The organism is Janthinobacterium sp. SUN073, from assembly GCF_030397665.1.
Taxonomy (GTDB): domain Bacteria; phylum Pseudomonadota; class Gammaproteobacteria; order Burkholderiales; family Burkholderiaceae_D; genus Janthinobacterium.
Genome location: NZ_JAPUBT010000002.1, coordinates 502,980 through 523,931, shown reverse-complemented (window position 1 = coordinate 523,931; position 20,952 = coordinate 502,980). Strand labels below are relative to the sequence as shown.

At 61.7% G+C, this 20,952-nt stretch carries 18 protein-coding genes; 11 read left to right on the top strand and 7 right to left on the bottom strand.

Annotated features, from left to right (window positions below):
* Positions 1-11 precede the first annotated feature (11 nt).
* Both O0882_RS10340 and O0882_RS10335 read right to left on the bottom strand, forming a co-directional pair.
* Positions 12-824 (bottom strand): alpha/beta hydrolase, encoded by an 813-nt coding sequence (locus O0882_RS10340; RefSeq protein ID WP_289947620.1) that lies wholly within the window; start codon positions 822-824, stop codon positions 12-14.
* Between the two features lies 1 nt (position 825).
* On the bottom strand, positions 826-2,136 hold the full coding sequence (locus tag O0882_RS10335) for an O-acetylhomoserine aminocarboxypropyltransferase (RefSeq protein ID WP_289947619.1): 1,311 nt from the start codon (positions 2,134-2,136) through the stop codon (positions 826-828).
* 281 nt (positions 2,137-2,417) lie between these two features.
* Between O0882_RS10335 and O0882_RS10330 the strand changes: the two genes are divergently transcribed.
* Together O0882_RS10330 and O0882_RS10325 are read left to right on the top strand one after the other, a co-directional pair.
* On the top strand, positions 2,418-3,041 hold the full coding sequence (locus O0882_RS10330; RefSeq protein WP_289947617.1) for a 2OG-Fe(II) oxygenase: 624 nt from the start codon (positions 2,418-2,420) through the stop codon (positions 3,039-3,041).
* A gap of 175 nt (positions 3,042-3,216) precedes the next feature.
* Positions 3,217-3,663, top strand: coding sequence for a CBS domain-containing protein (locus O0882_RS10325; protein ID WP_010398828.1), 447 nt, complete (start codon positions 3,217-3,219; stop codon positions 3,661-3,663).
* Between the two features lie 67 nt (positions 3,664-3,730).
* On the opposite strand, the gene O0882_RS10320 is transcribed toward O0882_RS10325, so the two are convergent.
* The gene (locus O0882_RS10320; protein ID WP_289947616.1) at positions 3,731-5,992 is read right to left on the bottom strand and encodes an EAL domain-containing protein; all 2,262 of its coding nucleotides are present in this window, start codon (positions 5,990-5,992) and stop codon (positions 3,731-3,733) included.
* A gap of 428 nt (positions 5,993-6,420) precedes the next feature.
* Here O0882_RS10320 and aroC point away from each other — a divergent pair, with 428 nt between their 5' ends.
* Positions 6,421-7,515, top strand: a complete 1,095-nt coding sequence (gene aroC, locus O0882_RS10315) for a chorismate synthase (protein WP_289947614.1) — start codon at positions 6,421-6,423, stop codon at positions 7,513-7,515.
* 75 nt (positions 7,516-7,590) lie between these two features.
* On the opposite strand, the gene O0882_RS10310 is transcribed toward aroC, so the two are convergent.
* Both O0882_RS10310 and O0882_RS10305 read right to left on the bottom strand, forming a co-directional pair.
* Positions 7,591-9,087, bottom strand: a complete 1,497-nt coding sequence (locus O0882_RS10310; protein ID WP_289947613.1) for an HDOD domain-containing protein — start codon at positions 9,085-9,087, stop codon at positions 7,591-7,593.
* Positions 9,084-10,823, bottom strand: a complete 1,740-nt coding sequence (locus O0882_RS10305; protein ID WP_289947611.1) for an EAL domain-containing protein — start codon at positions 10,821-10,823, stop codon at positions 9,084-9,086. The genes O0882_RS10310 and O0882_RS10305 overlap by 4 nt, the downstream gene beginning before the upstream one ends.
* A gap of 396 nt (positions 10,824-11,219) precedes the next feature.
* Here O0882_RS10305 and O0882_RS10300 point away from each other — a divergent pair, with 396 nt between their 5' ends.
* From O0882_RS10300 to O0882_RS10280, 5 genes are all read left to right on the top strand, one after another.
* Entirely contained in the window at positions 11,220-12,902 is a 1,683-nt protein-coding gene (locus O0882_RS10300; protein ID WP_289947609.1) for an isovaleryl-CoA dehydrogenase, read from the top strand.
* A 145-nt stretch (positions 12,903-13,047) separates the two neighbouring features.
* A complete protein-coding gene (gene upp, locus O0882_RS10295) occupies positions 13,048-13,698 on the top strand; it encodes a uracil phosphoribosyltransferase (protein ID WP_219136729.1) in 651 nt (216 codons plus the stop codon).
* A gap of 21 nt (positions 13,699-13,719) precedes the next feature.
* Positions 13,720-14,082 (top strand): Hpt domain-containing protein, encoded by a 363-nt coding sequence (locus tag O0882_RS10290; protein WP_289947608.1) that lies wholly within the window; start codon positions 13,720-13,722, stop codon positions 14,080-14,082.
* A gap of 298 nt (positions 14,083-14,380) precedes the next feature.
* Positions 14,381-14,584 carry a cold-shock protein gene (locus tag O0882_RS10285; protein WP_010398811.1) on the top strand — a complete coding sequence of 68 codons (204 nt, stop codon included), beginning with the start codon at positions 14,381-14,383 and terminating at the stop codon, positions 14,582-14,584.
* A gap of 451 nt (positions 14,585-15,035) precedes the next feature.
* A complete protein-coding gene (locus tag O0882_RS10280) occupies positions 15,036-15,995 on the top strand; it encodes an IS110 family transposase (RefSeq protein WP_289947607.1) in 960 nt (319 codons plus the stop codon).
* 56 nt (positions 15,996-16,051) lie between these two features.
* Here the strand turns inward: O0882_RS10280 and O0882_RS10275 are convergent, their stop codons facing one another.
* Positions 16,052-16,963, bottom strand: coding sequence for a LysR family transcriptional regulator (locus O0882_RS10275; protein WP_035819455.1), 912 nt, complete (start codon positions 16,961-16,963; stop codon positions 16,052-16,054).
* Positions 16,964-17,179: 216 nt separating this feature from the next.
* Here O0882_RS10275 and aceB point away from each other — a divergent pair, with 216 nt between their 5' ends.
* Complete coding sequence (gene aceB, locus O0882_RS10270; RefSeq protein ID WP_219136727.1) at positions 17,180-18,778, top strand: malate synthase A; 1,599 nt, start codon at positions 17,180-17,182, stop codon at positions 18,776-18,778.
* Between the two features lie 79 nt (positions 18,779-18,857).
* Here aceB and gloB read toward each other — a convergent pair whose 3' ends face one another.
* The gene (gene gloB / locus O0882_RS10265; protein ID WP_289947605.1) at positions 18,858-19,667 is read right to left on the bottom strand and encodes a hydroxyacylglutathione hydrolase; all 810 of its coding nucleotides are present in this window, start codon (positions 19,665-19,667) and stop codon (positions 18,858-18,860) included.
* A gap of 19 nt (positions 19,668-19,686) precedes the next feature.
* Between gloB and O0882_RS10260 the strand changes: the two genes are divergently transcribed.
* Entirely contained in the window at positions 19,687-20,463 is a 777-nt protein-coding gene (locus O0882_RS10260; protein ID WP_289947603.1) for a class I SAM-dependent methyltransferase, read from the top strand.
* Complete coding sequence (gene rnhA, locus O0882_RS10255) at positions 20,456-20,893, top strand: ribonuclease HI (protein ID WP_289947601.1); 438 nt, start codon at positions 20,456-20,458, stop codon at positions 20,891-20,893. The genes O0882_RS10260 and rnhA overlap by 8 nt, the downstream gene beginning before the upstream one ends.
* Positions 20,894-20,952: the final 59 nt, after the last annotated feature.

Here is a 20,952-nt window from a genome sequence, read left to right as displayed (position 1 = left end):
ATGGCATGGCGTCATGCCGGGGTGCTTTGCGCAAACGCAAACAGCGCGTCGAGCACGGCGTCCGGTTGCTCGGCCATCAATTCGTGCCCGCTGTCGACCTGCACCACGGTGCCATGCGCGATGGTGGACGTGAGCAGCCTGGTCGATTTGGGCGGCGTCATCATGTCGCGCGCGCCGAAAATGAATAAAGTGGGGCAGTGTATCGAAGCGGCGGCGATTTCGCCGTTCGCATAGGCATTGCAGGCGAAAAAATCCGTGTAAAACACGTGATCGGGGTTGATGGCGGCAATGCGCTGTTTCAAGCGCCGCGCGCCGCCCATGGCGTAGAAGCCGGGGCCGGGAAACGACGGCTTTTGTGCGATCGACGAGTGCGACCAGATATTGACCATGTCGATGGCCGCCAGTTCATCCTTGAGCGCCGTTTCCAGCAGCGCCGGCGAGACTTTCATCGGGTAGGTGGAACCGAGCATGGCCAGGTGGCTGATGCGATCCGGTGCCAGGTACGCCGCTTCCAGTGCGATCAATGAGCCCATGCTGTGGCCGATCAGCATGGCCTTGTCCGCACCAGCTGCGTCCAACACGGCGAGGATCCAGCGTGCCAGTTCCGCGACATTATCCTTGGCCGCACCCAGGCTGCGCCCGTGGCCCGGCAAGTCCACGGCCAGCACGTTCCAGCCGTGGTGGGCGAAATAGCGCGTTTGCAGGGCCCACACGGAATGGTCGTTCTGCGCGCCGTGGATGAAGACGGCCGTGGGTTGATCCGGGTTGTATGGTTTGCCACCCGTGTAGCAGTAGGCCGTGGTGTCTTCGATGGTGAATAACATGTCAGGCGCCTTTCTGCGACAGTTTCAGGCCACGGGCCAGGTCTTCGATCAAGTCGTCCGCGTCTTCCAGGCCCACCGATAAGCGCATAGTGCCTTGCGTGATGCCGGCCTGCGCCAGTTGATCGTCGGGCACGCGGAAATGCGTGGTGGAGGCGGGGTGGATGACGAGCGACTTGGCGTCGCCCACGTTGGCCAGGTGCGAGAAGATTTTCAGGCTGTCGACGAAGCGCTGTCCCGCCGCGCGGTCGCCGCGCAGGCGGAACGTGAAGACGCCGCCCGCGCCTTTCGGCAGCAGGGTTTTCGCCAGTGCGTAGTCGGGGTGCGACGGCAGTTCAGGGTAGGACACGGATTCGACTGCCGGATTGGCCAGCAGGAAGTCGATGATTTTGCGCGTGTTGGCCACGTGGCGGTCCATGCGCAAGCCCAGGGTTTCGATGCCCTGCAGGATGGCGAAGGCGTTGTGCGGGCTCATGACGGCGCCGAAATCGCGCAAGCCTTCGCGCCGCGCGCGCAGGGCGAATGGCGCCACCGTCGATTCCTCGGCGAAGACCATGCCGTGAAAACCGTCATACGGTTCGCACAGTTCGGCAAAACGGCCCGTCTTGTCGTACGCGGCTTGCCAGTCGAAGGTGCCGCCATCGACCAGCAAGCCGCCGATGGCCGTGCCGTGCCCGCATAAAAACTTGGTGGCCGAGTGGAACACCAGGTCGGCGCCATGCTCGAAGGGGCGCAGCAAGTACGGCGTGGTAAACGTCGAATCTAGCATCAGCGGCAACTGGTGCTCGTGCGCCAGGGCGGCAATTTGCGGGATGTCCAGCACGTCGAGGCCTGGATTGCCCAGCGTTTCGCCGAACAGCACTTTCGTATTCGGGCGGATGGCGGCGCGCCAGGCGTCCACGTCGCGCGGGTCGACAAACGTCGTCTCGATGCCGAAGCGTTTTAATGTGTAGGCCAGCAGGTTGTGCGAACCGCCGTACAGGGCGCGCGAGGCGACGATGTGCGAGCCGGCGCCGGCGATGGTACATAGACCAAGGTGCATGGCGGCCTGGCCGCTGGCCGTGGCGATGCCGGCCACGCCCCCTTCGAGGGCGGCGATGCGCTCTTCCAGCACGGCGTTGGTGGGATTCGAAATGCGCGAGTACACGTGGCCGGCCCGCTCCATGTTGAACAGCGAGGCCGCATGCTCCGAACTCTTGAAGGCAAACGAGGACGTGAAATGGATGGGCGTGGCGCGCGCGCCCGTGGCCGGGTCGGGCGCCGCGCCCGCATGCAGGGATAAAGTATCGAAACCGGGGTATTTCGGGCCGCTCATGGTGTCTCCGCCAAGTTTTATAGTGGCAAGATCGTAACCTGATTTGCCGCTGAGTAAAAGGGCTCGCGTGCAGGGCGCATGGCGCCGTGCTGGCGGGCGGCGCGTGTAACTTGAAGTCGAAAAAAGTAACCGGCTGCGCGTGGCGGTGGTACGATGCCGTGTCAGTGATATTCGGGCTGTTCCACCTTCGCGCGTGCGCCGCACCGCCAGGAAGCAGCTGCACACGAACGAAATCCTGGGCTTCAGGCGCACTCACATGCATGTCCACCAGGAAAAATTCTATGCCCGCAATATCGTTCGATGGCACCCTTGCCGTGCCCGGACCGTCTATCGTTGACGGCCTGTGCCGCGCAGGCTGGCTGATGCTAGAGCAATTCATTTCCCCTCAACTCAGCCGCCAGCTGGCCGCCGAATGCGTGCAATCCATGCTCAGCGGCAAGATGAAGGGCGCTGGAGTGGGCAGCGGCCATGCGCCGCTGCTGCAGCCGGATATCCGTGGCGACCATATCGCATGGCTGGAAGCGGGCCGCTCAAGCGCCTGCGATAGCTATCTGCAGCATATGGAAGCGTTGCGCCAGACCCTCAATCGCGAGCTGTTCCTGGGGCTGGAAGAGTACGAAAGCCATTTCTCCCTGTATGCGCCGGGTGCCTTTTACCGGGCTCATCTGGACCGTTTCCGCGACGATGACAAACGCACCGTGTCCGTCGTGCTGTACCTGAACGACGACTGGCTGCCCGAACACGGCGGCGCGCTGCGTTTGCACCCGCAGGATGGCGGGCATGTGGATATCGCACCGCAAGCGGGCCGCATGGCCATGTTTCTGTCGGGCGAGATGCTGCACGAGGTGCTGCCGACGGCGCGCCAGCGTCTCTCGATAGCGGGCTGGTTCCGCCGCAGAGGTTGAAAACGTCTAACCAAAACTACTGCGCGCCGCGCATCCGCTCGCTACGTTTTTCTTGTCCGACAATCCCCCCTCGATTTGATTGCGCGCAAGGCTGGATTTTTCCGCAGGCATAGGCTACAGTCGCAGTAAGGGCTAGAATAACTAAAATACCAATCACGCGGACAGGACGGCCAATATGAAAGTATCTGAAATTCTCCAAGTCAAGGGCAACATCCTCTACACGGTCACGCCTGACCAGCCCCTGCTTGACGCGGCCAATACCATGGCCGAAAAAGACATCGGTTCGCTGGTGGTCATGGAATTTGGCGACCTGGTCGGCATGCTGACCTTCCGCGAAGTGCTCAACGCGTTGCACGAGAACGCGGGCCAGATCGGCGGCGGCACCGTGCGCAAGCACATGGATGACCATCCGATCACTGTCACGCCCGACACGGAAGTGAACGAAGTGCGCCGTATCATGCTGGAAAAGCACGCGCGCTACCTGCCCGTCATGAACGCCAAGACTTTGCTGGGCGTCATCTCCTTCTACGACGTGGCACGCGCCGTGCTCGAAGCGCAAAGCTTTGAAAACCAGATGCTGAAAGCGTATATTCGCGACTGGCCAGCCGAAACCACCGATTAAACGATCGCATGCAGTAAAAACAACGCCGGCACTGCCGGCGTTTTGCATGGTCAGTGCAAGCTGGCGTCTACGCCGCCCCTTGCAGCGCCTCGTTGTTCAGCCAGGTGCCCAGCGCCGTGGCCGTCATCGGGCGGGCGAACAGGAAACCCTGCGCCATGGGGCAGCCCAGCGCCTGCAGGATTTGCGCTTGCCGCTCGTCTTCCACGCCTTCGGCGATGACGGCCAGGCCCAGATTGCGGCCCAGCTGGATGACCATCTCGGCGATGCTGCTGCCGCGCGCGGAACCCGTGATCTCGGTGACGAAGGCGCGGTCGATTTTCAGTCGGTCGACCTGCAGCCGCTGCAAATAGGATAGCGACGAGAAGCCCGTGCCGAAGTCGTCGATGGCGATGCTCACGCCCGTCTGCTTGATCTGCCACAGCATCTTGATCAGCAGGTCCGGCTCTTCCATGGCCATCGATTCCGTGATTTCCAGCTCGATGAACTCAGGTGGCGCCTGCGTCTCTTCCAGCGCCGCGCGCAGCATTTCCAGGAACAGCGGGTGGCGGAACTGCACTTGCGACACGTTGACGGACATGACGAAGTTGCGGTGGCCCTGTTCGCGCAGCAGCACCAGTTCGCGGCACGCCGTGCGCAGCACCCATTCGCCCAGTTCGATGATGATGCCCGAATACTCGGCAATGGGGATGAAGCGGTCGGGCGAGATGAACTTGCCGTCCGGCGTCTGCCAGCGCAGCAGCGCTTCGGCGCCCACGGGGCGGCGCGTGGTCAGGTCGATCTGCGGCTGGTAGACGACAAACAGCTGGTCCTGGCTGAAGGCCGTGCGCAGCGCGTGCATCATACGGACTCTTTCGCGGATTTCGATGCCCATGCTGCGCGAAAAATAGAAGTGCCCGGCGCGCTGCTGGCTTTTCGCCCGTTTCAGGGCGATATCGGCATCTTTCAGCGCATCGGCACCCGTGCCCGCATGTTCTCCCAGCCGTACGAGGCCCAGGGTGGCCGACAGCTGCACATCTTGCCCGTCGATGCAGAACGGCGCCTGGAACAGGGCCAGGATCTTGCTCGGGTTGACTTGCGACGAGTCGCCCAGCACGCAAAAGATGTCGCCGCCCAGGCGCGCCACCGTCAGATGGGGACCCAGCTGGGTTTGCAATCGGCCGGCCACAGCGATCAGCAGGGTGTCGCCGAACTGGTGCCCCAGCGCGTCGTTGGTCTCGGCAAAGTGGTCGAGGTCGACCAGCGCCAGGGTGGCGTCGTCGCGCGCGGGCCCGGCCAGGGCGGCGTCAAGGATTTCCACCAGGCGCGTGCGGTTCGGCAGCTTCGACAATTGGTCATAGAAGGCGGCATTGTGCAGGTGCGATACCAGTTCGACATTGTCCAGGCCCACGGCGACGTTGCTGCAAAATACTTCCAGCAGGCTTTCATCGATGGCCGAGAGGGGGCGCGGCAGGACCAGGTAGGCGGCCGCATCACGGCTGGCCTTGCCCGCGAAGTACAGGGTGGCATAGTCGTGCGCGTAGACGTTGCGCCGCTGCGCCAGCGTGTGCTCGATGGCCGCCATTACGCGGGGGTTTTGCAGGCCGCACAGGGCGCTGTGCGGCAAGCCGGAAAAGCTGCCCGTGCAGGCCGACACGAGCAGCTCCCTGGCGCCGCTGTCCTGCAAGTCCTGCACGCACAGCAGGCCATCGGCGCGGATGCCCAGCAGGTCGGCGATCTGCGCCAGCACGCCGGCCGAGAAGTTTTGTACGCCGTGCAGCGCCATCAGCTGCGTGCTGGCGTGGACGATCTGGTCCAGGCCGCGCCGGCTGTTGCTGATCGAGCGTATCTGTTCGTACGAGCGGATGGCGGCCGTCACCGTGGTAAACAGCTTGATGCGCGTCAGTTCGGACTTGGTCTTGTAGTCGTTGATGTCGAAATCACGGATGGCGTCGATTTCCGGCGCATAGCCGGGCTGGCCCGTGCGCAGGATGATGCGCACGTCCGTCATTTTGAGGGTTTCGCGGATGTAGCGCACCAGGTGCAGGCCCGCGTCATCCTGTTCCATCACCACGTCGAGCAGGATGACGGCGATGTCGTCTTCATGCTTGAGCAGTTCGCGCGCCTGGCCGGCCGAATACGCATGCACGAATTCCAGCGGGCGGTGCTGCATTTCCAGGTTGCCCAGGGCGAAAGTGGTGGTGGAGTGGACGTCTTCATCGTCGTCGATGATCATCACCCGCCAGACGCTGCGCGGTGCGACGGCCAGCGGCGGCGCTGGTTGCTCATCGAGGAATACCAGGTCGTCGTGATCGTCCTTGTTAGCGTCAAGGGGCATGATCGGTGCGGGCATGTATAGCTTCTCCAGGATGACTCGATATTTTTTACGAGCGCGTCGCAAAAGCCCATGGCGTTGTTGCGTTGCCCTTACCGTACTTGTACTTGCGTACTGTCTTCGGCAACGACGCCTAGCCCTGGGCATTTGTGACGTGCTCTCGGCGCAGGCCAAATGTGGATTGGTACCCTGTATTGTGTAGCGCGCTTTGATCCAAGTATATAGCTATTTAATAAGCAAAATGTTTTTTTAAGCCTATTCCGTAGAGCAATATTTCTTGTATTGCATGATTGCAACTCATAGTTGGTGTTTTTTGTATGAAAAAAAACACGGGATTTAAAAATGGTGATCACGGGCGGGAATATCGGGCCTTGCTGCGGCATTAGCGGCATGGCATGCCCCGCAGGCTGGTAGAATTGAGTTTTCCAGTCCTCACACTTCCTACTATGTCCGGCAATTCTTTTGGCAAGCTGTTTACTGTTACCACTTTCGGCGAATCGCATGGCCCGGCCATCGGCTGCGTGATCGATGGCTGTCCGCCAGGATTGATCCTGTCGGAAGCCGATATCCAGCCCGAGCTGGACCGCCGCAAGCCGGGCACCTCGCGCCACGTGACGCAGCGCCAGGAGTCCGATACGGTGGAAATTCTCTCGGGCGTGTACCAGGGCGTGACGACGGGCACGCCCATCGCGCTGCTGATCCGCAATGAAGACCAGCGCAGCAAGGATTACGGCAATATCGCGGAAAGCTTCCGCCCCGGCCATGCCGACTACACCTACTGGCATAAATACGGCGTGCGCGACCCGCGCGGCGGCGGGCGTTCCTCGGCACGCCTGACGGCGCCCGTGGTGGGCGCGGCGGCGATTGCCAAGAAATGGCTGCTGCAGCAGTATGGCACCACCTTCAAGGGCTGCATGAGTCAGCTGGGCGACATTGCCGTGCCATTCCAGTCCTGGGAACACGTGCATGCGAACCCCTTCTTTGCCGCCAGCGGCGACGCGGACCTGATCGCGCGCATGGAAGAGGCCATGGATCAATTGCGCCGCGATGGCGATTCCATCGGCGCGCGCATCGACGTGATCGCGCAAAACGTGCCGGTCGGCCTGGGCCAGCCCATCTACGACAAGCTCGACGCCGACATCGCCTACGCCATGATGGGCATCAATGCCGTCAAGGGCGTGGAAATCGGCGCCGGTTTCGATTCGGTGGCGCAAAAGGGTTCCGAACACGGCGACGAACTGACGCCGGAAGGCTTTATCGGCAATAACGCCGGCGGCGTACTCGGTGGTATCTCGACGGGACAGGATGTCAAAGTCTCGATCGCCATCAAGCCAACGTCGTCGATCCGCACGCCGCGCCGCTCGATCGACAAAGAGGGCAATCCCGTGATGGTGGAAACCTTCGGCCGCCACGACCCCTGCGTGGGCATCCGCGCCACGCCGATCGCCGAAGCCATGCTGGCGCTGGTCCTGATCGACCACGCCCTGATGCACCGCGCGCAATGCGGCGATGTCAGCGTGAATACGCCGAAGTTGAAGTAATTGACCCGAGAGGCAAGATCTGGGGTCGGACCTTTAAGGTCCGACCCCGGCAGTTCTGCCGTTGGGTTGTCAATTTCACGCCACTTTATTTGCCACCAGCTCGAGCTGGTGCCGCATCTCCACCGACTGCACCAATAGCGCCCGAATATCGTTGATCAGGTTGAATTCCGTCTGGTTCAATTGAATCGGCGGGAAGCTGTCGTCCCAGTCGCCGTACAGGAAGCCCGTGGGATGGCCGTTGGCCGACAGGGGCAGCACGACGAAGCTGCGCGCTTCCGATAACGTCGCTTTCCACCATTGCGGCAGCTTGGCGGCAAATTTCGGGTCGCGCGCATTGTCGATGAAGATCACGCGGTCGCTGTTGAGGGCCGCGTGGAAGACGTTCGGCTCATATGCGTCGCCAAATGCCATCAGGTCCTGCAGGTCGGCCATGCCTTCGCCCATGCTGATGCGCGCCGAGTACAAATGATCCCGGTGGTTGCGCACGAACGCCACCGAGCGCGAAAAATCAAAGCCCTGGTGCAGCGTTTCGAGCGCCATCGAGACCATCTGGCCCGGACTGGCGCTGCCGATGGCGCCGCGCAGGTCGGCCAGGCCGCCGATCAGGATGCGGTTGCCTTCGGCGCGCATGCGCGTCGAGGCCAGCTGGCGCGCGCGCCGTTCGGCCGGTTTCGACAGGGGGGCGATCGACAGGTCGGCCGCCGCCATCATCTTCGCCTTGTCCACCGCCACCACCAGGTCCGTGGCAGCGATGCCCAGGGTGCCCGCATAGTCGTCGATCAGCGCGTGCACCTGCGCCGCGCCGGCCGCATCGTCATGCCACAGCGAGTCGGCGCAGCGCGCCGCCATGGTCGACAGGCCTGCCATCCAGTCGGCGCCGCTGACGGTTGAGTTGTCGGGCGACGGATCCATCGGACGCATGCCGTTGATCAGGTGCTGCGGCAAGCCCCAGTGGGCGGCCGTGGCATAGCCCACTTCCGGCAGCGACAGGCCGAGAATTTCGCGCGCGGCGGCCGCCTCGTTGCCGGGACCCGCATGCGCCTGCATGCGCGCCCAGAAGTCCGTCATGTAGAACGTCACCATCATGCGGCCCAGTGTGTGCAGCATGGAGCAGACGACGGCTTGCTCCGCCTGCAGGCTGCCGGCGCTGGTGGCCACTTGCTGCGCCACCATCCCGGCCAGCACGGCCTTTTCCATTTCCACGTGCGCACTGACGGAGTCGGGCGAGGCCTGCGACAGCTCCTCGATCAGCTTCAGTCCCAGCGCCAGGTGGCCGATGGCGTCGATGCCCAGCACCAGCACGGCCTTCGAGACCGTGTTGACCCGCTGGCCGAAGGCCGAATACATGCCGCTGTTGGCCAGTCTGAGTACCTTGTGCGTGAGGACAGGGTCGGACAGCACCGTTTGCGTGATGTCGAATTCGTGGTCATCCTCGCCGCGCATGGCGCCCAGGATGGCGCTGATGGCTTTCGCGAAGCCGGGCATGTCGCCCTGCTGGCGCGTGCGCGCCCACAGCAGGTCCAGGGTGTTTTTGCCGAGCTGTGTCGGTACCGCGAAATGACCTGGATTCATTGCACCCCTCCGCGCTGTTCATTGGCAGACGGCGTGGGCACCAGCGCCGCATAGGTTTTTTCGCTCAAGGCCGATAGCGCGGCATGGGCCGGCATCGGTTTGCCCGTCAAATAGCCTTGCACATACTGGCAGCCGCGCGACTCCATGAAGTGCATCTGCTCCTCCGTTTCCACGCCTTCGGCCACCACGGACAAATTCAAATGCTTGGCCAGGTCGAGAATGGTGTTGCAGATGGCCGCGTCCTTGCTCGATTCGGGCAAGTCCTTGATGAAGGTACGGTCGATCTTCAGTACGGAAATGGGGAAGCGCTTCAGGTATGCGAGCGAAGAGTAGCCGGTGCCGAAATCGTCGATGGCGATGCGCGCGCGGCGCTCCGTCATCTTGACGAGGATGGTTTCCGCATGCACGGGGTCGATCATCAGGGTGCCTTCCGTAATTTCCAGCACCAGGTGTTCGCCCGAGAGTCCAGAAAAGGCGATGGCGTCATCGAGCACGTCGAGGAATTTGTCGTTGCGGAACTGGCGCGGGCTGATGTTGACGGAAATGTACAGCGGCCGCCTGGCCACGTCCTGGAACTGCTTGAGCTGCACGCAGGCCGCCTTCAGCGCCCAGGCGCCCAGCAGATTGATCAGGCCATTGGCTTCGGCAATCGGGATGAAACGCACGGGCGGCACCAGGCCCAGAGTCGGGTGCTTCCAGCGCATCAGGGTTTCGAAACCCTGGATCTGCCGCGTGTGCGCATCGACGATGGGCTGGTAAAAGAGTAAAAACTCGCCTTCGCGCACGGCTTGGAACATGGCCGCTTCCAGCGAAATATCGTGTTCCGACGGACCATTCAGGCGCGGGCTGTAGACCAGGCAGCGGGCCTTGCCCGTTTCCTTGGCGCGCGACATGGCCGCATCGGCCAGCGCCACCAGGCGCACTTCATCTTCCGCGTGCAGCGGATAGATCGATACGCCGACGGACGCCCCCACGTAAATCGTATGGCCATCGACTTCGAACGGCGCCTGCAGGGTGGCCAGCAGGCGGCCCGTCACCAGCTTGATTTGCGCATCGGTGGCGCTGCCCGGCAGCACGGCGACGAATTCATCGCCGCCCACGCGCGCCAGGGTGTCGCTGTCGCGCAAGGTCTTGCGCAGGCGCGCGGCTGCCAGGCGCAGCACGGCGTCGCCGACGGGGTGGCCCAGGCCATCGTTGACCTTTTTAAAACCATCGAGGCCGATGGTGGCGACCGAAAACCCCTGGCCCGAACGGGCCGCCTGGGCGATCACCATGCGGATGCGGTCCGACAGCAGCAGGCGGTTCGGCAGCCCGGTCAGCGCATCGTGCGTGGCCATGTGGCGCAAGCGTTCTTCCGTGTTGTGCTGGGCCGAGGTGTCGCGCCCGACCACCAGCAATTCGGTCACGCCCGCTGCGTTCATATAAGAAGACAGGCGCAGCTCGAACCAGATTTCCTGGTCCGGCGTTTGCAGGCGCACTTCCAGACGACCCGGTTCCTCCAGGGAGTCTTCCAGCGCTGCCTGCAGCGCCGCGCGCGATGCTTCGGCGGCCAGCGGCAGCAGCAAGTGGCCGGACAGGCCCGAGGGCGCGCCGAACAGGGTGGCCGCGCGCTTGCTGGCGAACAGGATCAGGCCGTCCGTATCGAGCCGGAACACGACGTCGCCTGCCTCTTCCATGAGGTTGTCCAACTCGTGGCGTGCCTCGCGGTGGGCGGCGGATGGGGTACTGGAAAACATCGTGCGGGCTTTTACCTTTTTGTGATCAGTGCCGGCGCACGCTGCAGGGCAGGGCGCCAACGGAAAGAGTGCATCGTGCGCTACGCGCGCCATAGCGGGCCGGAGGGCAACTATCGGAACGCGATCCACACGAAATGTATCATTGAAAAGCATTCGATTACATGAAATAGAGCAACATTGCTTCAGGTTTTGTAAATATTCCTGCCTTCCATGAAAAAAATCATGCTGCGCGACATACGCTGGCATTTTCGTTTCACATGGAAACATTTATCTGTACTTGCTTCCACTGGCGCGCTTGCCCCGCCATGCGCTTTACGCTAGTCTGGCTGGCAGACGGTGTTGACGGTGCGCCAGCGACAGCAAGGGCGCCATGATAACAAATCGCGGGAGACTCCCATGAATGCTTTTGACACGCATGAAGTTTTCAATCAGGCCACGCCGTTTGAAAACGTCAATCTGTTCGCCTGTGACCCGGCGCTGATCGAAGCGCTGCTGCGCGAGGGCGGCGGCGCGGCGCGGCAGGAGCTCGACGCGCTGGGCGAGAAGCTGGGGCGCGCAGAGACGTATGCGCTGGCGCGCCTGGCCAATATCCACACGCCCGAGCTGCAGCAGTTCGACCGGGCCGGGCGCCGCATCGACGAGGTGCTGTTCCATCCGGCCTGGCATGAGCTGATGGCCATCCTCGTAGGCGCTGGCGCGCACGCTGCGCCCTGGGCGTCGCCAGGCCCCGGTGCCCAGGTGGCGCGCGCGGCCGCCTATCTATTAGTGGGACAGGTGGAAAACGGCACGCAGTGTCCCGTGACGATGACGTATGCCTCGGTGCCGGCCTTGCGCCAGGCCATTGATCTGCCGCACATCGCTGCGCGCTGGCTGCCGAAAATCCTCTCGCGCGAGTACGATCCCCGCTCCCTGCCCGTGGAACAGAAGCGCGGCGCCCTGGTCGGCATGGGCATGACGGAAAAGCAGGGCGGCTCGGATGTGCGCAGCAACACCACGCGCGCCGTGCCCGTGCCGCCGGCCGAGGCGCTGGCCCTGTTCGGCGACGAGGCCGGCGGCGCCTGGCGCATCGTCGGCCACAAATGGTTTTTTTCGGCGCCGCAATGCGATGCGCATCTGATCCTGGCGCAGGCGGAGGAGGGCGGATTGTCGTGCTTCTTCTTGCCGCGCTACCTGCCCGACGGCAGCCGCAATGCCATCCGCGTGCAGCGCCTGAAAGATAAGCTGGGCAACCGCTCGAATGCCTCGTCGGAAGTGGAATTTACCAACGCCTACGGCTGGCTCGTGGGGCAGCCGGGGCGGGGCATTCCCACCATCCTGGAAATGGCCAGCCACACGCGCCTCGATTGCGTGCTGGGCAGCACCGGCATCATGCGCGCCGCCCTGACGCAGGCGCTGCACCATGCGCGCCAGCGGGCCGTGTTCGGCAAGCCGCTGGCCGAGCAGCCCTTGATGCAGAACGTGCTGGCCGACCTGGCGCTCGAATCGGAAGCCGCCACGGCCTTTGCCCTGCGCCTGGCCCGCTGCTTCGATGAAAAGGACGATGCAGGGCAAGCGATGCTGGCGCGCGTGTTCACGCCGGCCGGCAAGTACTGGATATGCAAGCGCGGTCCCGGCTTCGGCGCGGAAGCCATGGAAGTGCTGGGCGGTACCGGCTATGTGGAAGACGCGCCGCTGGCGCGCCTGTACCGTGAGCTGCCCGTCAACTCGATCTGGGAAGGTTCTGGCAACGTCATGTGTCTCGACGTCTTGCGTGCCTTCGGCAAGTCGCCGGCTGCGCGCGACGCCCTGGCGGCCGAGCTGGCGCTGGCCGGCGATGCCGATGCCGCCTTTGCCGAGTACCGGACGCGCCTGCTGGCCGACCTGGACGGGCCGCAGACGGATGAATTTGGCGCCAGGCAATTATCTGAGCGCATCGTGCTGGCCGTGCAGGCCGCCTTGCTGCTGCGCCATGCGCCGCCCTTTGTTGCGCAGGCCTTCCTGCAGTCGCGGCTGGTGCAAGCGCCGGGCGGCGCGTATGGCCGCTTGCCGGCGGGCACCGATTGCGCGGCCATCCTGGCGCGCGCACTGCGCGAGTATTGATCCCGCTAAATCCGATTATTTCGAAAATTCAGGCCACAGGCGGGCTGCGGGCTGGGATAATGCGGCAATCCTTCATTTTATCGACACACAGCGCGCTTGCGGCCATGCTTGCCGCCGCGCCAGAGAGCAAAGAAAGAACAACAATATGAAACAAGATCCACGCTTCCCGAATTTGTTCATTACCGATCACCCTTTGATCCAGCACAAACTGAGCCACATGCGCGAGCACGACACGTCCACGCGCACCTTCCGCGAATTGCTCAAGGAAATCACTTTGCTGATGGGCTATGAAATCACGCGCGACCTGCCGCTGACCACGCGCGAAATCAAGACCCCGCTGGTGACCATCGACGCTCCCGTGATTGCCGGCAAGAAACTGGCCATCGTGCCCATCCTGCGCGCCGGCATCGGCATGAGCGATGGCTTGCTGAACCTGGTGCCATCGGCCCGCGTGGGCCACATTGGCGTGTACCGCGATCCCACCACCCACATGCCCGTGGAATACCTGGTGCGCCTGCCCGACCTGAACGAGCGCACCTTCATCCTGTGCGACCCGATGGTAGCCACCGGCAACTCGGCCGTGTACGCCGTCGACGTGCTGAAGAAACGGGGCGTGACGGACGAGCAGATCATCTTCCTGGCGCTGGTGGCCGCACCGGAAGGCGTGACGGTTTTCCAGAACGCGCATCCGAAGGTCAAGATGTACTGCGCTTCGCTCGATTCGCACCTGGATGAGCATGCCTACATCGTACCGGGCCTGGGCGACGCCGGCGACCGCATCTTTGGCACCAAGTAAGCCATTCAGGCGAGTATCGCGATGGCAACCTTGATCGACCCGGATTTTCGCGCGCGTTTGCGCGCCCTGAACGAAAAATATGCGGCTGGCGTGCCGGCCCTGATGCAAGCGATCACGCAGGCCAGCGGCCGCTGCGATAGTGCAGGCCCCCGTCTGGAGCCGTTGACGGAGTTGCACCGTGCGCTGCATGCGGTGGCCGGCTCGGCCGCCACCTTCGGCTTTGCCGCGCTGGGCCAGGAATGCCGGCGCATTGAACAGCAGGTGCGCGCCATGCTCAACACGCCTGCGCAGGCGGTGGCGGAATGGCCCGCTGTGCGGGCGCAAGTGGAGGCGCTGCTGCACTGGGCCGCGCGCGATGCGGGCTCCACCCATTTCAGCGTGTAAATGACAGCACCATAGAGATGTGGTTGCAATGATTCATTTGATGCAACGCAAAGCATCGGCGTCGCAGATTAGGATATAGTGTCTCCATGCCGCTTGTACAGGGCGCCGCAAGACGGGGATTTGGCTATTAAAGTAGTGTTCGCAAGTTTATTTTGCGAAAGAATGGTTTTTCTCAGTTTTGTTGGTATAATTGGGCATCGTTGGATTCGAGGTAGTAGTGCAGTTTGTCTGTCATTTCTTTCTTGCTTCAAACGATATAACGGGCGCAAGCCCAACTTAACTGAAATAGGAAATTGTAATGGCAACTGGCATCGTAAAATGGTTCAATGATTCGAAGGGCTTCGGCTTTATTACCCCTGACGAAGGCGGCGAAGATCTGTTCGCTCACTTCTCGGCTATCCAGTCGAACGGCTTCAAGTCCCTGCAAGAGAACCAACGCGTTTCTTTTGAAGTGACCGCTGGCCCTAAAGGCAAGCAAGCTTCGAACATTCAGCCAATCTAATACGCTGGATCAAACGAAATAAAGAAATCCTCGGTCTCCGAGGATTTTTTTTCGCCTGAATTTTCGTGAGGTATGGGTTTTGCGTGAACTAAGTGGCTCTTTTGCCATGCTTTGCGTCGCCGCGTAGGTGGGCTTAGCGCTTGCGCGTAAGCCGACAATGGTGGTGTTGGGAAGGTGTATGGGCTGGTGTCGGATTACGCTACGCTAATCCGACCTTGTATTATTCCCTTCATGCCGTTCGTGATATTGCGAACGGTATCGACCGCTGTCAAAATCTTGGTAGGCATATCAAGACCGGGTAACTGGATGCCGTATCCGCCCTTAGGCTTCGAGCCAGTTTCGTAGATCTCGCACCAGTTACCCATCCTCAATGTCAAGATCGGACAGTATCTTTGGCACCGGCATGCCGGTTAGCCCGCATTCACAAGGTAGATCGCAAGAGGACCACAGCATGTTTAATTTAGGAATCGACGTTGCCAAGGCGAAGCTCGACTGCGCGCTGCGCCTGCCTAATGGAAAACACCGTAACAAAGTAGTAGAAAACAATGACAAAGGATTCGTTGCACTCAGCGAATGGCTGCTCAAGCAGGATGCCGGCAGCCCGCGCGTGTGTATGGAAGCGACCGGCACCTACTGGGAAAGAGTGGCCGAATATCTGGCGGGACGGGGCATGCTGGTCAGTGTCATCAATCCGGCGCAGATCAAGGCCTTCGGCGCTTCGCGCCTGGTGCGCACCAAAACGGACAAAGTCGACGCGCAGCTGATCGCCGACTTCGCCCATGAACGCCAGCCCGAGCCGTGGCTGGCGCCGTCGCCCGCCGAACAGGCACTACGCGCCATGGTGCTGCGCCTGGAAGCCTTGCAGACCATGCGTCAGCAGGAATGCAACCGGCTCGATGTGGCACGCGAAGCCGTGCGCCAGGGCATCGCCGATCACATTGCCTGGCTCGATGGCCAGATCAAGGAGCTGATCCAAGCAATCAAACGGCATATCGATGACGACCCGGATTTACGCGGCAAGAGTGAGCTGCTCGACACCATTCCTGGCCTGGGCGAGCGGTCGATTCCGGTGCTGCTATCCTACTATGCCAATCCAGAACGCTTCGACAGCGCCAAGCAAGCCGTGGCGTTTGCGGGACTCGACCCGCGGCAACACGAGTCAGGCTCCAGCATACGTGGCAAGCCACGCATGTCGAAGGTCGGCCACAGCTTCCTGCGCAAGGCGCTGTACATGCCCGCCATGGTGACGGTGTATCGGACGGCTTGGGGCAAGCGCTTCGGCAAGCGACTCAGCGCTGCAGGCAAGGCACCCAAACTGATCATCGGCGCCATGATGCGCAAGCTGGTGCACGTGGCATTCGGCGTGCTCAGGTCGGGGAAAATATTTGATCCAGCCCTGCACGCCGCTTGACGGGGATAACAGTACCTACGCCGATCTGCGCACCCACGTCTAGGCTTGGGCGCTATCTAGATTGCTCTTTCACGCCAGTAATCTGGTTGCGAATAGCTATGCCTTAAAAAATCTACAAACGCCCGTATGCGCAGTGGCAAGTGGCGGCGCTGGGCGAACACGGCATAAATATCATTGCCCGGTGCGGCGAACTGGTCCAGCACCGTCACCAGCTGGCCCGAGGCGATTTCCGCACCGACCTCCCACATCGAGCGCCACGCCAGCCCCTTGCCGGCCAGCGCCCAGTCGTGCAGCACTTCGCCATCGTTGCACACCATATTGCCGGCCACCTTCAAAATGACATTCTTGCCGTTTTCGCGGAAGGTCCAGCCGCGCTGGCTGCCTTCGCTGCTGATCGCCAGGCAATTATGTTTCGCCAGGTCGGCCGGGATGCGCGGTGTGCCCGCCCGTTTCAAGTAGGCGGGCGAACCGACCAGCACGCGCTGGTTGTCGGCCAGTTTCGTACTCACCAGCGAGGAATCGGACAGGCTGGCGATGCGGATGGCCACGTCGATGCCTTCGCCGATCAGGTCGACGAGGCGGTCGTTCAGGTTCAGCGACACCGTCACGTCGCGGTGCTCGGCGACAAACGAGGGGATCAGGGGCGCCACGTGCTGGCGCCCGAAGCCGGCTGGTGCGGAAATGAGCAAATGGCCGCTGGCCTTCACGCTGCGTTCGGCCACGGCCGCTTCCGCCTCTTCCAATTCTCCCAGGATGCGCTGGCAATCTTCCAGGAAGGCGGCGCCTTCATTCGTCAAGGCCAGCTTGCGCGTCGTGCGCTGCAGTAATTTGACGCCCAGGCGCTGCTCCAGCGCATCGAGGCGCCGGCCTATCATGGCCGGGGCGATACCTTCCGCGCGCGCGGCCGCCGACAGGCTGCCCTTGGCGACCACTTCCACGAAGGTCGATATTTGTCTGAACTGGCCCATATGCTGTGCTCGCTATCTTGTCACTTGTGATAAAAACGCATAGATGAAGTGATTTTTAATCTCGTTTCCATGCCTTATAGTGCAATACTATAGAACAAATGCGCCGCCCGGCAGAGTGTTTTTACGCCTTTGTCCCGCTTGTCCGCGCAGTCATTCAGCTTATACTTGGATCATCAGATTACCTTTGCTTATATTTATTAAAAACCGGAGAACTTCATGACGCAGAACACGATCACACTTCCCGAAGGCATGCAAATCACGGGTGAAATCCAGCCCGGCTACGAACAGATCCTGACGCCGGCAGCGCTGGCGCTGGTGGCCAAGCTGACGCGTGCATTCGAGCCGCGCCGCCAGGAGTTGCTGGCCGTGCGCGTGGAACGCGCCAAGCGCCTCGACGCGGGCGAGCGTCCTGATTTCCTGCCAGAAACCGCGCATATCCGCGATGGCGACTGGAAGATCGCGCCGATTCCGAAGGCGCTGGAATGCCGCCGCGTGGAAATCACCGGCCCCGTCGAGCGCAAGATGGTCATCAACGCCTTCAATTCCGGCGCGGACAGCTACATGACTGACTTCGAAGATTCGAACACGCCGAACTGGGATAACCAGCTGACGGGCCAGATCAATATGTTCGACGCCGTGCGCAAGACGATTTCGCTGGAGCAAAATGGCAAGTCGTACAAGCTGAACGACAAGATCGCCACCTTGGTTGTGCGCCCGCGCGGCTGGCACCTCGATGAAAAGCACGTGCTGGTCGACGGCAAGCGCATTTCCGGCGGCATTTTCGATTTCGCCCTGTTCATGTTCCATAACGCCAAGGAACAGCTGGCACGCGGCGCCGGTCCCTACTTTTACCTGCCGAAGATGGAATCGCACCTGGAAGCGCGCCTGTGGAACGATATCTTCGTCATGACGCAAAACGAGCTGGGCTTGCCACAAGGCACGATCAAGGCCACCGTGCTGATCGAAACCATCCTGGCCGCGTTTGAAATGGATGAAATCCTGTACGAACTGAAAGAACACAGCTCGGGCTTGAACGCGGGCCGCTGGGATTACATCTTCTCGTGCATCAAGAAATTCAAGCTGGACAAGGATTTTTGCCTGGCCGACCGCGCGAAGGTCACCATGACGGCGCCGTTCATGCGCGCCTACGCCTTGCTGCTGCTGAAAACCTGCCACAAGCGGGGCGCACCCGCCATTGGCGGCATGGCAGCCTTGATCCCGATCAAGAACGATCCGGAAAAGAACGACATCGCCATGGGCGGCGTGCGCAACGACAAGGCGCGCGACGCCACCGATGGCTACGATGGCGGCTGGGTTGCCCATCCTGGCCTGGTGGAACTGGCCATGGGCGAGTTCACGAAAGTGCTGGGCGACAAACCGAACCAGATCGAGAAGCAGCGTCCCGACATCGACGTGAAAGCGTCGGATTTGCTGAACTTCCAGCCGGAAGCGCCGATCACGGAAGCGGGCTTGCGCTACAACATCAACGTGGGTATCCATTACCTGGGCAGCTGGCTGGCTGGCAACGGTTGCGTGCCTATCCATAACCTGATGGAAGATGCGGCCACGGCCGAGATCAGCCGCTCGCAAGTGTGGCAATGGATTCGTTCCAGCAAGGGCGTGCTGGAAGATGGCCGCAAGGTCACGGCCGACATGGTGCGCGCCATGATTCCGGAAGAACTGGCCAAGGTGCAGCGCGATGCGCCAGGTGGCAACGGTCCGACCTATGTGCGCGCGGGCCAGATTTTCGAGGAAATGTCGACGTCGGAATCGTTCGCCGAGTTCCTGACCTTGCCGCTGTACGAAGAAATCTGATCCTGATCAAATAGATCGATAAAAAAATCCCGGCGATGCCTGATGGTGTCGCCGGGATTTTCTTTTTAGAAACAGAAGCTTAAAAGTTGTTTTTCCACATACGTAGTGCGGCAAATGCTTCCACGGGCGAAGCGTCGCTGGCCAGTTTGCCTTCCACCTTCAGGCTGGTCAAGATGGCCGGTTCGCGGTAGCGCAGGAAGGGGTTCGTGGCCTTCTCAAGGGCAATGGTCGACGGCACGGTGGACAAACCCTGCTGGCGCTTTTCCGTGTCGATGGCGATGCGTTCCTGCAAGGTCGCGTTGCCCGGTTCGACGGCGTTGGCGAAGCGCAGATTGGACAAGGTATACTCATGCGCGCAAAATACCTCGGTATCGTCGGGCAGGGCGGCCAGCTTGCCCAGCGAGTCGGCCATCTGGCCCGGCGTGCCTTCGAACAGGCGGCCGCAGCCGCCGGCAAACAGGGTGTCGCCGGAGAACAGCCATGGTGCATCGCCTTGCTCCGAGCGCTGGCGCACATAGGCGATATGCCCCTTGGTATGGCCGGGCACGTCGATGACTGTCATCTGTAAACCGAGCTCCGGCACATAGGCGACATCGCCTTCACCAAGCGCTTGCGTGATGGTTGTGATAGCCTCATTGCGCGGGCCGAAGACGGGCACGGCGAAATGCTGCAACAATTCAGGTACGCCCCCCGTGTGGTCGGCGTGGTGGTGCGTGAGTAAAATGGCGGACAGGGTCAGCTGATGTGCTTGCAGCGCATCGAGGATGGCCATGGCATCGCCAGGGTCGACCACGGCGGCGTGGCGGCCGTCATGGATCAGCCACAGGTAGTTGTCGGCAAAGGCGGGCACGGCAAGTACCGATAAAGCGTGTTCAGGGGAATGTGTCATGAGCAAAAGAGAAAACTGAATGGACAGTGTGGCATCCGAAAAATCCATTATAGCGCTTGACGGCTGGCTGCAGACGCCGGCCGGTCTCTACGTGCGCGCCTGGGAGCAGCAATGCCTCGACAGCCTGACCGTCGACATCTTCGGTTACAACGCCGTGCAGATCGGCTTGCCCCAGCTTGACGCGCTGGCGGCCAGCCGCATGCCGAACAAATGGCTGCTCGATGCGCGCCTGCCGTCGCGCCCGCCGCAAGAGAACCGTTTGACCCTGGTGTCAGCCTTCGACGAGCTGCCGTTCGACTCGCAAAGCCTGGACCTGGTGGTCTTGCCGCACGTACTCGAATTTGCCGCCGAGCCGCACCAGGTCTTGCGCGAAGTCGAGCGCGTGCTGATCCCCGAGGGGCGCGTGATCGTCTGCGGCTTCAATCCGGCCAGCCTGTGGGGCATGCGCCAGGGCATCGGAAGAGTCACGGGACGCCACTACCTGCCGCGGGCGGGCGAGCTGATCTCTATGCCGCGCATGAAAGACTGGTTAAAATTGCTGAACATGGGCGTCAGCCAAAGCCACTTCGGCTGCTACGCACCTGCTTGCAAGACAGAAAAATGGCTGCGTCGCAACGCCTTCATGGACAAGGCCGGTGCGCGCTGGTGGCCATATCTGGGCGCAGTGTATATAGTGCAGGCGATCAAGCGCGTCAAAGGGATGCGTTTGATCGGTCCGGCGTGGACCAAGAAACCGGCGACGGCGCCCGCAGGCGCACCGGTCACGAATAAAAGGCGGGAACAGCAAGATGGATAAGGTTGAGATTTACGCCGATGGCGCATGCAAGGGCAATCCCGGCACGGGCGGCTGGGGCGCACTGATGGTGGCCGATGGCGCCAAGAAAGAAATTTACGGCGGGGAACTCAATACGACGAATAATCGCATGGAATTGAAGGCCGTGATCGAAGCCTTGACGGCGCTCAAACGTCCGTGCCAGGTGGTGTTGTATACCGATAGCCAGTACGTGCAGAAGGGCATCAGCGAATGGATCCACGGCTGGAAGGCGCGCGGCTGGAAAACGGCGGCCAAGGCACCCGTGAAAAACGTCGACCTGTGGCAGGCCCTCGATACGGCCCAGGCCGTCCATGAAGTGGAATGGCGCTGGGTGCGTGGCCACAATGGCCATCCGGGCAACGAGCGGGCTGATGAACTGGCAAACCTGGGCGTGGAAACCGTGCGCGTCTAAGAACACCCAACCAAACCTACTGCGCGTCGCGCTTTGCGGCCTGTGATGCTCATCGTACT